The organism is Solidesulfovibrio aerotolerans (genome assembly GCF_009856865.1).
In the GTDB taxonomy this organism is placed as follows: domain Bacteria; phylum Desulfobacterota; class Desulfovibrionia; order Desulfovibrionales; family Desulfovibrionaceae; genus Solidesulfovibrio; species Solidesulfovibrio aerotolerans.
The window spans coordinates 1-15,275 of the sequence record NZ_WVUD01000060.1 but is presented as its reverse complement, the minus strand read 5'-3'; the positions used below and the strand labels follow the sequence as shown (position 1 = coordinate 15,275).

Sequence of the window (15,275 nt, the reverse complement as noted above, 5' to 3'; positions counted from 1 at the left end):
AATATGTCCAGCCCAATACGCCGCCTTTTCGGATCTATGCTCCGGTGCCGATGCTACCATGGTCGCCCCTCCTGGGGACACTCCATGCCAGAAAATTCAGGAGGCGTAAGAAGGGGTTCTTTTGACGTTTACGGAAGTGCACAGACCGGAGGGGTTCGAAGTACGCGCAGGCGCGTTCCGACCAGATCGTGGGAGGAGACCGCCTGTTTCGGCCGCGAAATCAAGGGAGAAATAGGAAGCGGGTGGACAATTTGGGTTTATCCGGTACATGCTGCGGCATGGCGCACGAATTTTAAAATCGCCAGCTCGCCGATAAGCCGCCGTGCAGGGATTCGTAGCCGGGCCGGAAAAGCTCAGTCCCGGCGTTAAGCGAAAACTTGAAATTCGAGTTGAACACCAGCGCCATATTTCCTTGCAGCGACAAGCTGTCAACGGCGGACGTCAGTTTCGTGTCGAACTTCCTGGCCTCGTAACCGGTAAACGCCGCACGCACCGTTTGTGTCGGGTCCAGCAGTTCGTGCATCCACTGCGCGCTCACGTCTGTCTTAAAAAGCAGGCGCTCGCTCAAGGGGTGCTCAAGGCGCGCTTGCGCGCCCAGCCCCGAGCGCAGGCTATTGTAGCTTGCCGCATCCAATGTAAGGCGCGTGCCGCCGCCGTCGTATTCCTTGATTTGAGGATGCGCCAGGCTCGTGTAATCCAGCCCGACGATCGGCCCGAGCGCCACGGCGCCGAGGCGTCGCTCATAGCCCGCGCCGACGTTCGCCGCACCGGCGAAGCCGATCCAGTCGCTGCGGCTGGTTCGCTGGTAGTCGCTCAATCCGATCGCACGGCTCATCTTGTTGTTTTCGACCCCGAGGCGGCCCTGGCCATAAAGGAAAACGCCGCCCCACGCATCGGGCCGCAGCAGGGCGTGGCCGCCGATGTGCAGGTACTCCGTCACGGACTGTGCGTCCGAATCGATCCGGATTTCGGCTTGACGTTGGCCAAGTGCGGCGTGCAATCCGGCCGTGAGCCCCGTCTCGTCGAAACGGTGTTCAAAGCCGCCGAGCAGTCCCGAATCCGTTGAGGAAAAGCCGATCGCGGAGCCGCGCGCCTGCTGGCTCTGCGTGCTGCCGTACATTTCGACAAAAACGGACCGCTCCCCGGATTTGGCGTCGCCGTTTGCCGTTGGGGCGTCTTGCTGCGCGCGTCCGCTACGGCTCATCATGCCGCGCAGCAGGGTTGCCGAAAGCATACGCTCCGCGTCCAGCGAAGCCTGCACGGCGCTGTTGTAAGCTTGCGGAGAAAGTTGGCCCAAGGCCAAGGCCACCTCGCTGCCGTCGCGAGCAGAAAAGTCCAAGGCGTTAAAAAGTGTTTGCGTATCGCCCACGGCGATGTCGCCTATGGTGCTCAGCACGCTGCCGACGCGGACCGAATTGCTGGAAGTTCCATATTTGCTGTAGGCGTTGGGAGTACGAATCGTCGTGACTGTGTATGCCGGACCGCCTGACATACACATTTGCAATGTGGGGGATGACGAAAGCAAAAATATGTCTGCCACTGTCGGGAGTGAGCCGCTGGAACTCGAAAAGAGCGGAATGGATGTCGTCCCTGAGTAGTAGTCTCTCACAGGTGTAATGGTTACAGTTCCGCTGTTAGTGAACATTCCGCTCACGTTCAGCTGATCAGACTCCCCCCTTGCGTTGAATTCCATGAGCAGATTTCCTGAGTTAAAAAAATTCCCGACGATATTGATGGCGCCGATGCCATTTCCGGGGGCGATGGTTCCAGCGTTGGTGACGGGCGTCGTATTGAGCGTTACAGAGATTGTGCTGTTGCCCATAAGCGTCGCGCCCGCATCGACGCTCGCAGTCGTGACGTTCGCGGTTCCGTTAAGCGAAAGGGCGCCGCCGCGGACATACAGGCGCATGCCGTTTGGAGCGACGATGTTTCCGTAATAGCGCATGAAAAAGTTTGAATCCGTGTCTCCCGGCGTCGAGGAGCCGCCGAAGTTTAAATCCGTCAGATACTGCGTCCCGACGCGCGAGTATTTGGTCGGATTCCACTCAGACACGATATCGCCGTAAATGGCGGCGGAAGAGCGCACATTGATGGCCGCCACATGCGCGTCGTTGTCAATTTTAATGGCGGCTTGGCTCCCGCGCAGGGTCCCTGAGACGTTAAATGCGCTCACCAGCGGGCCGTTGAGGTCCGAGTTCATCTTGGTATAAAAGTAGCGGTTGTCAGAGTTGGTTAAGGTATCTGGGTCCGAGTAGTTGAAATACGAGTTGGCCATACCGATCCCGAAATGCGCGCCAATGCCCATCTGCCCGGTGGCTTCGACGGTCCCTTGCAGGTTTATGACGTTGTGTTTGCCGTATGACGCAAGGAGGCCCGTGCCGTACGATCCGTTGGCGGCGACGGTTGTCCCGCCGGGAATTGTGACGGTATTGTTCGTGCCGTCGATGCGGATGCCGCCCGCTCCGAATCCGCTGGCGCTGATGTCGGCGGCTTGTATGACGGTCAGCCAGTCGCGGTATACATGCAGGCCGACGCCGTAAGAGGCGCTGCTGTTGAAGCCGTTTGCGTTGGTCACGCTTAAAGGCGTTTCCGCAAGGTAGGCGGCATTGCCCAGAGCAAAATTCGGATCCTGCGTCAGCATGCCGCCGAGGTTTGTCGGATAATAGCTTTTGCCGAAAAACTGGCTGAGATCGATGGCGTATCCCATGTCTTTGAGCGTCGCTAATTCCAATTCGCTAAAAAGCATATTGCGCAGCGGCGAGTACGACATGATGGAGCCAAGCAAAGCGGGATGCCCCAGCACATTGCCGCCGTCAATTTTGTAGTCGTCCCCGTTGCCCGCCATGAGTGGCATTCCTTTACCGTTTGTCAACGCGTCCACGGCAGGACCGTGAAACGTGGGGAAAAAGCTAATTTGGCCGAAAGCAAAGGTCGTGGGGTCGGCGTTAAACTGGGGAAGGACAAAGTCTCCGCCGGAACGGTTGGTGGGGGTGGCGGAATTAAACGCCAGCATATCCTGCGTGGCTCTGTTTCCGTTGATGTCATACAGGCGTGATGCCCAGGCTTGCCCGAACGACATGTCTATATTCCAGTTGGTACCTTGCCATGTCGCCGCGTTCTGGTTGGTTGGAACAATACTGCCGATCATTCCCAGTGCATGCATCAATTCATGAGAGATAGTGCTGGTGATGGAGTTGTCATCCATGAGCAAGCGAGTGGTGTTTGGGGTATAGTCTGCGATGAAACCAATAGACGTATTATAATTGCTCACGGGGTTTGGAGAGAAGTATGTGCCGTTCACAAGATAAAGATAGAGGTCAGGATTCACTCTCCCCGTATCCGGTGTATAAGAGTAGGCTGTGCCGTCAGGCGTATATGGAACTTTTGCGAGATTGACGATGATTGCCGGGGCATAGTTGCCGCCGATACGCTCGGCCCAATAGTTTGCAGCTCCGAGGACGGATTGTATCTCCTGGGAACTGAAATTGCGCGCTACGGTAACATAGCGATCATTTTCATAAAAATTTTCCCCCTGGGAGCGAACGTTAAAAATGAACGGTCCGGCCGTGTACTGCTGCGAGCATATCCCCGTTGCAGGCATGAAAAGGAGCAAAAATAATGGCACGATAAGTCGCAGCTGCATGCTGTATTTCTCCGCGGCTAAAGGTCGTTGGCCTTTTCTGTGCAAATCACCTTTGTTGTGTGTGAAACTGCGCTGTATTTTGCGTTGATCACTGCATCATATTATACGGAGGGTCTGTTATAATTAAATCAATCTGTCCCCTGTATTTATATAGTGCGACCATAGCTTGTAAATTTTCGCCCTCGATCAAAAATATTCTTTGCTTGATCTTCGGCTGATCCAACATTGAATTTAATTTCCCTTCTCATGATCCTTGGGCGAACTTTTCTAGCAATTTCAGGGGCAGCTCGTTTGCCATGAAAAGAAAGGGCGACGCCATTGTTTGTCAACGACTTAACTAGCCGCACTAAGTCTTCATGGTCCATTCTTTCAAGGGCAGAATTGTTTGTAAATTCTGATCCATTCAAATAACTGCAAGGCATTGGCAGCCTATACTTGTTTGCAATTCAAATAGGTGGGGTTTCTATCGCTTGAGGCATCTAAGATTCGACACCAGATATCCCCTTGCCCGGGGCTATTCTGGTTGCCCTCCATTTTCGAGCGTGGGGTGTTAAATACTTTCCGCCATTAGGGTCTGTTCACATTTAATGGTTTACTAATCATCTGAGATCATTCAAATCTGTCTCCCAGGGGAGACAGAGGCATGGAACGGTTACTTTTACGCGATGACCAATGGGCTCGGTTGGCGCCACTCTGTGCGGGAAAGCAACAAGATCGTGGCGTAACAGCAAAGGATAATAGATTATTTCTGGAGGCTGTGCTTTGGATAGCACGAACTGGTTCTCCCTGGCGTGATCTGCCAAAGGAGTTCGGAAATTGGCACAGCGTGTATGTACGATTTGCTCGATGGTGTGAAAAAGGAATCTGGCTTCGATTAGCCGAAGCTGTATCTGGTGATCCATATCTAGAAATGCTCTTCATTGATAGCACCATCGTTCGTGCCCACCAGCATGCGGCAGGTGCCCAAAAAAAGAAGGGCCGCAAGACATCGGACGTTCGCGTGGCGGACTGACGACAAAGATTCATGCTGCGGTTGATGGACTGGGAAATCCCGTTCGTTTGCTTTTGACTGGTGGCGAAGCTGCGGACATAACGCAAGCCCAAGCCTTGGTTGATGGATTTGATGCCTTGGCGATTGTGGCTGACAAGGGATACGACTCCAACGCGTTTGTCATCAGCATTACGTCTCAAAACGCAGAGGCGGTCATCCCCAGCCGGAAAAACCGCATTATTGGGCGAGAATACGATCACCATGTTTACAAAGACCGCAACCTCGTTGAACGATTTTTCAATCGTATCAAGCAGTTCCGGAGATTGGCGACGCGCTATGAGAAACTTGCACGGCGATTTATGGCGATGTTGCATCTCGTCTTTGCCTTCATCTGGCTGCAATAATACAGTTATTGTGAACAGGCCCTAGCACTAATACAATTCTTTTTGGCGAATTTGTTCGGCTGATATGCTTAGGTGACCCAGAACCTTCGACAGTTTCAGCCCCTTATACTTCTTGGGTTTGCTCTCGTCCAGGCAGGAGTTTTTCGGCTCTTTGCCCGGACAACCTAATACCACCCCCACCTGTGACCTTCCATCTTTTCCATGCCCCATTCACGAGGGTGAAGAGAATGATAGCTTTGTAAGCGCTCAATAAGACGCGTCGGCACCGTCAACTTGTCGGCCGAGAGGTTGCTTGAAACGTCGCATCCGGGTATTGAGCCGCATGTCGACGCACCCTAATCCCCGTTTTGCCGGTTATCGCTACCCCGCCGAGGTCATTTCGACCGCTGTCTGGCTGTACTTCCGCTTTCCGCTGAGTCTGCGAATGGTTGAGGAAATGCTGGCGGCACGGGGTATCACGGTCAGCTATGAGACGGTCCGGCAGTGGGGGCTGAAATTCGGCCGCGATATCGCCAACACCCTGCGCCGACGGGCACCGCGCCGGGGCGACAAATGGCACCTGGATGAGGTCGTCCTGGCCATCGGCGGCAAGCGCCATTATCTCTGGCGGGCTGTGGACAAGGATGGCTTCGTCCTTGACGCGCTGGTCCAGAGCCGGCGGGATGCGAAGGCGGCCAAGCGGCTGCTGCGAAAGCTGCTCAAGAGGCTGGGTGTGGAGCCAAGAGTAATGGTGACCGACAAGCTTAAAAGCTACGCCGCCGCCAAGCGCGAGACTATGCCTGGCGTCGAACATCGTCAGCACAAGGGTCTCAACAATCGAGCCGAGAACTCCCACCAGCCGACGAGGCGACGAGAACGGCAGATGAAACGCTTCAAGTCGGCTCGCCAAGTCCAACTATTTCTCTCCATCCACGACCCGATCGCCAACCTCTTCCACCTTCGCCGAGACCACCGCTCCGTCGCCGACTACCGAACCGTCCGAGCCCAAGCCTTCGATACCTGGGGCGAAGTCGCCGGCGCTCGCCTCGCTGCGTGATCCTGGCATGCCCAGCCAGACACATTGCGGTGCCCTATGTGCAAACCGGCCCAAACAAGTTGACGGTGCCGTCTTGACAAATCAAGAATGGAGAAGGTATTATAAAAAAATGGTTTGTTCAAATTTTGGGTATAAACACTAGGTGTTGTCCGGATCGCTTGCAACAAGCAGTTGCTTTAAAAAAGCGGACATAGGCTACCGGCAGGGAGGGTGCCACGGACAAAAGTGGTTGCCGCTTCGTGCGAGCAACGAAATATTGTTGTCCGGTTTTTCAGGGCGACTTTGCTTCACGAGCCAGCAAGCTTTTGCGTCAAGTCTGCTCGCGGTTTGAAATTCAAATCCAGCAAGGAGTTGCGAGCAAAGGCTATGTTCACATTTTGGTTTCTGCTTCGCCGTAAATCGCGCCATCTGCAATAATACGCCGCATCAAGGGCAGAACGTCCAGCAAGATATTTGGGGATGCGTTTTCTGGGCGAGGGGCTCTTTCTGCGTGAACGCTGGAGAGCTTGCCAAAGCAATGATCCAGGAGTAGCTTGCGCATCGTTTCGAACGTGCCCCCATGAAGGGGCGGTGACGAGCACCTCGCTGCGTGAAGCCTACTGGATTGTAGCTGGACTTGCAGTCCGCTGGTTTGCACCAGCCAGCTTTCGTTGGTGGGTGTTTCGTTTTAGAACTCAAAACATTCAAATTATGTCTCGTATCTTACAATATTTAACTCTCAATCTAGACAAGCTGTTCGGCATAGAAGCGCATCGAGCAATATTTTTGCAAACATTGGTTTTGTGGTGTTTTTTAATAATTTCAATAATTACCTTAGCTGTTTCATTGAGATATAACTTTTGCTTTTTGTACGCTGGGAGGCGTCAGCATGGCACATATTAAAATAAAAAATGTTTCGCTTGATATCCCCGTGTACGAAAATACAGAGCGAAACTTAAAAACAAAGCTTGTCAATCTAAGTCTTGGTGGTATTATACAGAAAAACACGAAGCATCCTGTGATCCGTGCTTTGCATAATATCGATATGGAAATCAATGAAGGCAATTCACTTGCTCTTATTGGTCGCAACGGTGCCGGGAAATCAACCCTCTTGAGAGTGCTCTCTGGTGTTTTCACGCCAACTCAAGGATCAGTGGAAATTAGTGGAAAAGTTTCATCCTTATTGTCAATGGGCATGGGGGTGGACTACGAACTGTCTGGTTACGAAAATATCTTTTTGATAGGCCTCCTTCTCGGTTTGACCAAAAAACAGATCAAAAGCAGAACGCAGGAAATTATCGACTTTACTGAGCTTGGCGAGTTTATAAAATTTCCTGTAAAAACCTACTCTGCGGGCATGGTCATTCGTCTTACTTTTGCCATTGCCACATCAATAGAACCGGAAATCCTTATGTTGGACGAAGGAATCGGAGCAGGCGATACAAAATTTGTCCACAAAGCTCAGGAAAGAGCTCAAGCGTTGTACGAGAAAACAAACATCATGGTAATTGCATCACATGACAAGTCCTTAATAGAAAAGTTTTGCAACAAGGCTATTTTACTGGATCGTGGCAGGATAATCGCGCAAGGCAGCGTAGATGAAGTTTTCCAGGCCTACAACAAACTTTAAGCTTTATCCGAGTTCTTGACCAAGAGGCGTAAAATTGTAGTGATTGCCCTCGCTCAGCAATTTTGGCATAATCTACTGTATCCAGCTGATTGTTGAGGTTCTCATTGAAATCAACATAGGTTTAATATTTGGCTAATCTTCGACCCTGAGCAATTCTCCTTGACAACCTGTTTTTGGGATGCAGAGATTATGATAAAAGATCTTGTATTGGGATTTATTCGCTGGCCGATGTGGGCTGTTCTCGCTTGGGAAGATATCTGCCAACGCTACCGTCGCAACATCCTTGGCCCTTTTTGGTTGACCGTGAGTACTGGTGTCTCGACCTCGGCCATGGCTTTGATTTTTACAAAAATATTCCATATCGAAAATGACATTTTTATACCTTACTTGACGGCTGGTATGATAGCTTGGAGCTTTATCAGCTCGTCGGTAATCGAGTCCATTAACGTTTTTATTCAATCAAAACCAATAATGATGTCTATCCAGCTCCCCCTTTCGTTTCATGTTTATCGACTCGTTCTAAAAAACTTTATCATATTTTTACATATCTCCGTAATTTATTTTCTTGTCACTATATTCTTTCCCGTCGAACTTAACGTCTACACATGGATGGTTATTCCTGGCGTTATAATGAATCTGGTCCTTTTTTACTTCTTCGCGATTCCTGTTGGCATGGTGTGCGCCCGATTCCGTGATGTCGCACAGATTATAATGTCCATATTGGCTATTTGCTCATATGTTACGCCTCTTTTTTGGATGCCGGACATGATTGGCGATAACGCTTGGCTTTTGAACTACAATCCGTTGTATAGCTGCTTGGTCATCATTCGCGATCCGCTTCTTGGAAAAATGCCGACCTTATTCGCGTACGAAGTCGCTGGAGGCTTGGCTTTTGTTTTGTTTTTGCTGTCCTGTTTTACCTACAAAAAGTACATGAGCAGGTTGATTTTTTGGCTTTAACGGTTGCGGTATGGCTTCAGACCGTTGGCCTTGGCTGTCTCGATGAGGCTGCAAATGGTGGACGAGGCGTCAGGGTACCGTCAACTTGTCGGTGGAGAGGTTGCTGAAAACGTCTCTTCCGGGTATTGAGCAGCATGTCGACGCACCCTAATCCCCGTTTTGCCGGTTATCGCTACCCCGCCGAGGTCATTTCGACCGCTGTCTGGCTGTACTTCCTCTTTCCGCTGAGTCTGCGAATGGTTGAGGAAATGCTGGCGGCACGGGGCATCACGGTCAGCTATGAGATGGTCCGGCAGTGGGGGCTGAAATTCGGCCGCGATATCGCCAACACCCTGCGCCGACGGGCACCGCGCCGGGGCGACAAATGGCACCTGGATGAGGTCGTCCTGGCCATCGGCGGCAAGCGCCAGTATCTCTGGCGGGCTGTGGACAAGGATGGCTTCGTCCTTGACGAGCTGGTCCAGAGCCGGCGGGATGCGAAGGCGGCCAAGCGGCTGCTGCGAAAGCTGCTGAAGAGGCAGGGTGTGGAGCCAAGGGTAATGGTGACCGACAAGCTTAAAAGCTACGCCGCCGCCAAGCGAGAGACTATGCCTGGCGTCGAACATCGTCAGCACAAGGGTCTCAACAATCGAGCCGAGAACTCCCACCAGCCGACGAGGCGACGAGAACGGCAGATGAAACGCTTCAAGTCGGCTCGCCAAGTCCAACTATTTCTCTCCATCCACGACCCGATCGCCAACCTCTTCAACCTTCGCCGAGACCACCGCTCCGTCGCCGACTACCGAACCGCCCGAGCCCAAGCCTTCGAGACCTGGGCCGAAGTCGCCGGCGCTCGCCTGGCTGCGTGATCCCAAGATGCCCTACCATACACGTTTCGGCACCCTGTGCGCAAACCGGCCCAAACAAGTTGACGGTGCCGCTTTGAGCAACATGTCGACGTCCAAAAGGAGTGTGTAGTGCCGGCAGTAATGTCTTCCCTCGTCAGCGTGGTGTTGCCCTTTGAGGACGAATCCGGCCTTGGCTGTCTTCTGTCAAGCATAAAGGAGCAAGATTATACCCGCATTGAATGCATCCTTGTAGGATGCCGTCCTGGCATGCCAGCCATTGACCTCAGCGAACTGCCGGGCTTTTCCTATCGGCCGCTGCCGGAAGGCCGCTCTCCGACCGGGGCAATCAATGACGCAGTCAAGCAGGCCTCGGGATCATACATCGCCATGGCTTGGCCGGAGACGATCTGGTCGCGGGGTAAGCTTTCCATGCAAATTCGCATCCTGGAAGAGCATGCAGACTGCGCCGCGGTATTTACCCAGCTCAACTGCATTGATGACCATTGCTCTAGGCTGCTGCGAAGCCGCGGTTCCAGCTACACGACACGCAAATTTGGCAATCCGAATCACTCCCAAGCCGAATGGATCCGCTTCTTGTGGGACGATGGCCCCTGCCTACCATCCTGCACGATGCTGATTCGGAAGGACGCGTTGGATGACGGCGTGCTCTACAATGAATCTCATCCGCTGGTGCGGGAAGAAGAATTTTTGCTCCGCCTGTGCTCTTGCAATAATGTACATTTCTTAAAACAAACGCTCGTCAGGACATACGAAAACCAACTTTCTGTGCATTTTGACCCGGCTTGGCAGATTTCTTATTCCAAAATGCTCCATTGTTTCTTGGAGAAAATTTCGGATGATCTGTTTGTGGAGGCTTTCCGTGACGCATTTGTGCTTCCTGAAGCTGACTACCCACCATTTTTGCAAATTGAACGTGCGCTGTTGCTGCTCAGGACGGAAGGTCAACTGACCGGCCTGGAGCGTCAGCTAGGGTTGGAGTGGCTATTGGATCTGCTTGCCAAGCCGGAATATCATGCACTGTTACAAGAGCATCGAGGTCGGTTAGTCACCGCCATCAGCCAGTTTTCACTCAAAGGCAATTGTTACGCAGCCGCCGGGCCGGTGGTATCGCCGCTGGTGGCCGCCTTTTCGGCGAAGGAGCTGGTGAGCGAACTGCTTAAACGGGTGCAGAACAAGCCCAAAGGGCTGATCGCACGCCGGGGGCTGGAGTTCCTCGCCCAGTTTGTGCGCGAACAGGGCAGGCGCGCCCTGCAGCGTATCCGCATGCGCAGGGCGAATGCCCTGGCACGAGCTGCGTCCGCTTCCACCTCGTCTGTTCAGGCGGGAGACGTGGCACCGCAAGAGAAGATTCGCATTCTCTTTGTTGGCATTGCCAACAGCGCTCACACCTATCGGTGGGTGAGCAACCTTGTAGGCTGCCCGCGCTATTCGCTTTATTTCTTTCCGACCTACTACATTCCCGAAACGCCGAACCCGTTTGTGCCGGAAGACGGGGTGACCTTTTGTGAAGACGGTGATCTCAGGGCGTTTATCGACGAAGTTCGACCCCACATCATCCACACCATGCACACGCAACAGGCCGCCTATCCCATGATCTGCTTGAAAGACCAGCTGCGCAAGCTGGGCACAGTCTGGATGCACAGCCTATGGGGGAGCGACCTGTACTTCTGGGGCAGGTATCCCGAGCACAAGATGCTCCTGAGGAAAAGCCTGGACGGCATCGATGTGCTGCTGACCGAAGGCAAGCGGGATATCCCCCTTGCCCACAATCTTGGCTTTCATGGCAAAATGATCGACTCCATGCCGGCTTTTGGCGGCTTCGACCTCGCGGTCATCGACAGCGTCAAGCGCGTCCCGCCGTCCCAGCGCAAGGAAATTTGCATCAAAGGCTATGTGGACGTGGTGGGGCGGTTCTTCGTGGGCATTCGGGCCTTGGAACTGGTCCGCGACCTGCTTGATGGCTACACAGTCAATGTGTTTTCCATCTCCACCCCCTCGCGCAGCGTTGCCGAGCTTTTCGGGATAGAACACAACATCCAGGTGCACCTGGTCGAACGCGTCTCCCACGATCAGATCCTGGCCATGTTTGCGCGCTCCCGCTTCTGCCTCAGTGTCAGCCTGAGTGACGGGTTGCCAGCCTCGCTGGTCGAGGCCATGTCCATGGGCGCTTTCCCCGTGCAGACTAACACTTCCATTGCCGATGAATGGTTTGAAGACGGGGTATCCGGCCTGCTCATCCCGCCCAATGACCCTGATGTCATCGCCAAGGCCCTTCGCAAGGCCCTGACTGACGATGCCCTGGTGGACGAAGCCGCGCGGATCAACCAACGCACCATCCGCACGCGCCTGGATCGCCAGACGCTCGCCGCCAATATTCTCACCATGTATGATGAGGTGTCTCGTGGGCGGACCGTCTCATAGCTGACCGTGATGCCCCGGGCAGGTACCGTCAACTTGTCGGTGGAGAGGTTGCTGAAAACGTCTCTTCCGGGTATTGAGCAGCATGTCGACGCCCCCTAATCCTCACTTTGCCGGTTATCGCTACCCCGCCGAGGTCATTTCGACCGCCGTGTGGCTGTACTTCCGCTTTCCGCGGAGTCTGCGAATGGTTGAGGAAATGCTGGCGGCACGGGGTATCACGGTCAGCTATGAGACGGTCCGGCAGTGGGGGCTGAAATTCGGCCGCGATATCGCCAACTCCCTGCGCCGACGGGCGCCGCACCGGGGTGATAAATGGCACCTGGATGAGGTCGTCCTGGCCATCGGCGGCAAGCGCCAGTATCTCTGGCGGGCTGTGGACAAGGATAGCTTCGTCCTTGACGCGCTGGTCCAGAGCCGGCGGGATGCGAAGGCGGCCAAGCGGCTGCTGCGAAAGCTGCTCAAGAGGCTGGGTGTGGAGCCAAGAGTAATGGTGACCGACAAGCTTAAAAGCTACGCCGCCGCCAAGCGCGAGACTATGCCTGGCGTCGAACCTCGTCAGCACAAGGGTCTCAACAATCGAGCCGAGAATTCCCATCAGCCGACGAGGCGACGAGAACGGCAGATGAAACGCTTCAAGTCGGCTCGCCAAGTCCAACTTTTTCTCTCCATCCACGATCCGATCGTCAACCTCTTTCACCTTGGCCGAGACCACCGCTCCGTCGCCGACTACCGAACCGCCCGAGCCCAAGCCTTCGATATCTGGGCCAAAGTCGCCGGCGCTCGCCTGGCTGCGTGATCCTGGCATGCCCAGCTGTACCCATTTCGACGCCCTCTGTGCAAACCGGCCCAAACAAGTTGACGGTGCCCTCCCGAAAGTTGCAATTCTATTGTGCACCTACCAGGGCCAGTGTTATCTTGCCGAGCAGCTTGACTCTTTTGTCACACAGTCGCACACTAATTGGGATGTATGGGTCTCTGACGACGGCTCCCGAGATAACACTCTTTCGATCCTTGAAGACTACCAGCATAAATGGGGAATAGATCGTCTTTCACTCCATTTCGGGCCGAACAAAGGCTTTCAGGCCAATTTTCTTTTCTTGACATGTAATGTCAACATCGATGCAGATTATTACGCCTACTCGGATCAGGATGATGTGTGGGAAGTAGATAAACTAGCGCGAGCAGTGAAATGGCTGGAATCAGTTCCACAACACATACCAGCACTGTATTGCACGCGCACTCGATTGGTGGATAGAAACAATAACCACATTGGATTTTCACCACTTTTTTCAAAACCTTTGAGTTTTTCAAATGCATTGGTTCAGAACGTAGGCGGTGGAAATACAATGGTTTTCAACAACGCGGCTCGCGCATTGCTGTGCAAAGCTGGTGCAAACCTTCCCGTGGTCACGCACGACTGGTGGGCATATCTAGTGGTCACGGGGTGTGGTGGAAAGGTCTTCTATGACAGCAAGCCAACGCTGCGTTATCGCCAGCACGACGACAATCTAGTTGGCATGAATGCCACTTGGATGGCCCTATTTGAACGATTTTGCATGCTGATGCAAGGTAAATTCAGTCATTGGAACGACGGTAATATTGCTGCTTTACGCAAGTTGCACGAAAATCTTACACCTGAGAGTTGTGAAATCCTGGAGCACTTTGTCAAAGCTCGGCAGATGAGCTTTGTCACGCGTTTGATGTATTTGAAGCGCTCCGGCATCTATCGCCAAACCTTGATCGGCAATCTTGGCCTGATTGCCGCAGCAATTTTCAGGAAGATTTAAGAGCCTGTCCCACCAATTGTAGTCGTTATAGCCCCGGTCAAAGACCACGATCGATCCTTTGGGAAGTTTGAGCAGCTTGGCGATGTTGACCTCATGGCATTTGGCTTCGGTGACGGTGACCACAGCCGGGTGAGGTGGTCGCGGAAAATTGGACAGTCGGTTAAGCTATAGTCCTCAAGCGAGGAGGACGGTTTCGATGTCCAAGCGACGGAAATTTTCTGCGGAGTTCAAGGCCAAGGTGGCGTTGGAGGCTCTGACCGGCGAGTTGACCTTGACCGAGTTGGCCAGCAAGTACGACGTGCATCCAACGATGATTGCTGACTGGAAGCGCCAAGCCAAGGAAGGGATGGTGGCATCCTTTTCCGGGAAGGCGGCGACCGCGAAAAAGGACTCCGAGGCCGAGATCCGCGAGTTGCACGCCAAAATCGGCCAACTCACTGTGGAAAAAGATTTTTTAGAACGAGCCTTCGCCAAACGATGAGTCGGGAGCGAAGGCAGGGGATGGTCGAAGCGGATCATCCACGACTCAGTATTACCCGGCAGTGCCAGGTACTTGGGCTGGCCAGATCGACATGGTACCATCGCCCTCAGGGCGAGAAGGCCGTGAATCTCGACCTGATGCGGCTCATTGACGCGCAGTTCTTGGAAACGCCGTTCTATGGCTCACGGCAGATGCAGCGGCACTTGAAAAATCAGGGCCTCTTGGTGGGACGTACTCGCGTGCGGCGGTTGATGCGTAAAATGGGGTTGATGGCCATTTACCAAAAGCCCAGGACCAGCGTTCCACATCCCGAGCACAGGATCTATCCGTATCTTTTGCGTGGGCTGCGGATTGACCACCCGGATCAGGTGTGGTGCGCCGACATCACGTATGTACCCATGAAACGTGGATTTTTGTATCTGGCGGCAATCATGGGCTGGTACAGTCGGGCCGTGCTGTCCTGGCGACTGTCAAACACCATGGACGCTGCTTTCTGCGTGGACGCTCTGGAAGAGGCCATGAATAGATATGGAGTGCCTGGAATCTTCAACACGGACCAAGGCTCGCAGTTTACCGGTCTGGAGTTCACCCAGACGCTCAAGGAGGCCGGCGCATCGATCTCCATGGATGGCAAAGGCCGATGGATGGACAACGTCTTCATCGAACGCCTGTGGCGATCAGTGAAATGGGAATGCATCTATCTCCGAGAGCTGGAGAACGGCAGCCAAGCCCGGCAAGCGCTCGACGACTGGTTCAGATTTTACAATGAGCAACGGCCCCATACCGTTTGTGACGGACGGCGGCCCATGGAAGTATACCGGGACGGCCAAAGGGCATCCAAGGCGGCATGACCACCAACCGGACTATAGCTTAACTTCGCCGCCAACCTGTCCAAACAAACGGGACCAGCTCTGCCTTCCCGTTCGCCCAGGGCCTCGTAGCCGCTATATCCGTCGGTCTGCAGATAACCTTGGAAGTTTCCAAGGATTTCTGAGGCCACACAGCCGGCCCGAGTCGGATGATAGCGAAAGAGCACGACCGGTTTTCCCGGCGTTCCGCCCCGGGCGACCCACATGAATGATTTCGTGGTATTGG

At 53.7% G+C, this 15,275-nt stretch carries 11 protein-coding genes and 2 pseudogenes; 10 read left to right on the top strand and 3 right to left on the bottom strand.

Annotation, left to right across the window (positions count from 1 at the left end; translation table 11 throughout):
• Positions 1 to 292: 292 nt before the first annotated feature.
• Entirely contained in the window at positions 293 to 3,643 is a 3,351-nt protein-coding gene (locus tag GTA51_RS18840) for an autotransporter outer membrane beta-barrel domain-containing protein (RefSeq protein ID WP_160963871.1), read from the bottom strand.
• Positions 3,644 to 4,286: 643 nt separating this feature from the next.
• Between GTA51_RS18840 and GTA51_RS18835 the strand changes: the two genes are divergently transcribed.
• From GTA51_RS18835 to GTA51_RS18795, 9 genes are all read left to right on the top strand, one after another.
• Positions 4,287 to 5,038 (top strand): IS5 family transposase gene (locus GTA51_RS18835; protein ID WP_160963869.1). Its coding sequence is split into 2 segments (ribosomal slippage): positions 4,287 to 4,607 and positions 4,610 to 5,038, totalling 750 coding nucleotides; the frame shifts between segments, so codons are not numbered across the junction.
• 322 nt (positions 5,039 to 5,360) lie between these two features.
• The gene (locus tag GTA51_RS18830) at positions 5,361 to 6,074 is read left to right on the top strand and encodes an IS6 family transposase (RefSeq protein WP_160963873.1); all 714 of its coding nucleotides are present in this window, start codon (positions 5,361 to 5,363) and stop codon (positions 6,072 to 6,074) included.
• 239 nt (positions 6,075 to 6,313) lie between these two features.
• The gene (locus GTA51_RS21440) at positions 6,314 to 6,472 is read left to right on the top strand and encodes a transposase (RefSeq protein WP_343039538.1); all 159 of its coding nucleotides are present in this window, start codon (positions 6,314 to 6,316) and stop codon (positions 6,470 to 6,472) included.
• A 470-nt stretch (positions 6,473 to 6,942) separates the two neighbouring features.
• The gene (locus GTA51_RS18820) at positions 6,943 to 7,683 is read left to right on the top strand and encodes an ABC transporter ATP-binding protein (RefSeq protein ID WP_160963867.1); all 741 of its coding nucleotides are present in this window, start codon (positions 6,943 to 6,945) and stop codon (positions 7,681 to 7,683) included.
• 189 nt (positions 7,684 to 7,872) lie between these two features.
• Positions 7,873 to 8,643 carry an ABC transporter permease gene (locus tag GTA51_RS18815; RefSeq protein ID WP_160963865.1) on the top strand — a complete coding sequence of 257 codons (771 nt, stop codon included), beginning with the start codon at positions 7,873 to 7,875 and terminating at the stop codon, positions 8,641 to 8,643.
• 134 nt (positions 8,644 to 8,777) lie between these two features.
• Positions 8,778 to 9,491 carry an IS6 family transposase gene (locus GTA51_RS18810; protein WP_160963863.1) on the top strand — a complete coding sequence of 238 codons (714 nt, stop codon included), beginning with the start codon at positions 8,778 to 8,780 and terminating at the stop codon, positions 9,489 to 9,491.
• A gap of 246 nt (positions 9,492 to 9,737) precedes the next feature.
• A complete protein-coding gene (locus GTA51_RS18805) occupies positions 9,738 to 11,912 on the top strand; it encodes a glycosyltransferase family 4 protein (protein ID WP_160963861.1) in 2,175 nt (724 codons plus the stop codon).
• An 82-nt stretch (positions 11,913 to 11,994) separates the two neighbouring features.
• Complete coding sequence (locus GTA51_RS18800) at positions 11,995 to 12,708, top strand: IS6 family transposase (RefSeq protein ID WP_160963859.1); 714 nt, start codon at positions 11,995 to 11,997, stop codon at positions 12,706 to 12,708.
• 7 nt (positions 12,709 to 12,715) lie between these two features.
• Entirely contained in the window at positions 12,716 to 13,699 is a 984-nt protein-coding gene (locus GTA51_RS18795) for a glycosyltransferase family 2 protein (RefSeq protein WP_160963857.1), read from the top strand.
• Here GTA51_RS18795 and GTA51_RS21080 read toward each other — a convergent pair.
• Positions 13,700 to 13,828, bottom strand: a pseudogene (locus GTA51_RS21080) (IS4 family transposase); the annotation flags it as partial.
• A gap of 67 nt (positions 13,829 to 13,895) precedes the next feature.
• On the opposite strand from GTA51_RS21080, the gene GTA51_RS18790 reads away from it, so the two are divergent.
• Positions 13,896 to 15,031, top strand: a protein-coding gene (locus tag GTA51_RS18790) for an IS3 family transposase (RefSeq protein WP_160963855.1) whose coding sequence is annotated in 2 segments (ribosomal slippage) — positions 13,896 to 14,168 and positions 14,171 to 15,031 — 1,134 coding nt in all. Because the reading frame shifts where the segments join, the coding sequence is not laid out codon by codon here.
• A gap of 58 nt (positions 15,032 to 15,089) precedes the next feature.
• Here the strand turns inward: GTA51_RS18790 and GTA51_RS21615 are convergent.
• A pseudogene (locus tag GTA51_RS21615) lies at positions 15,090 to 15,275 on the bottom strand (IS66 family transposase); the annotation flags it as partial.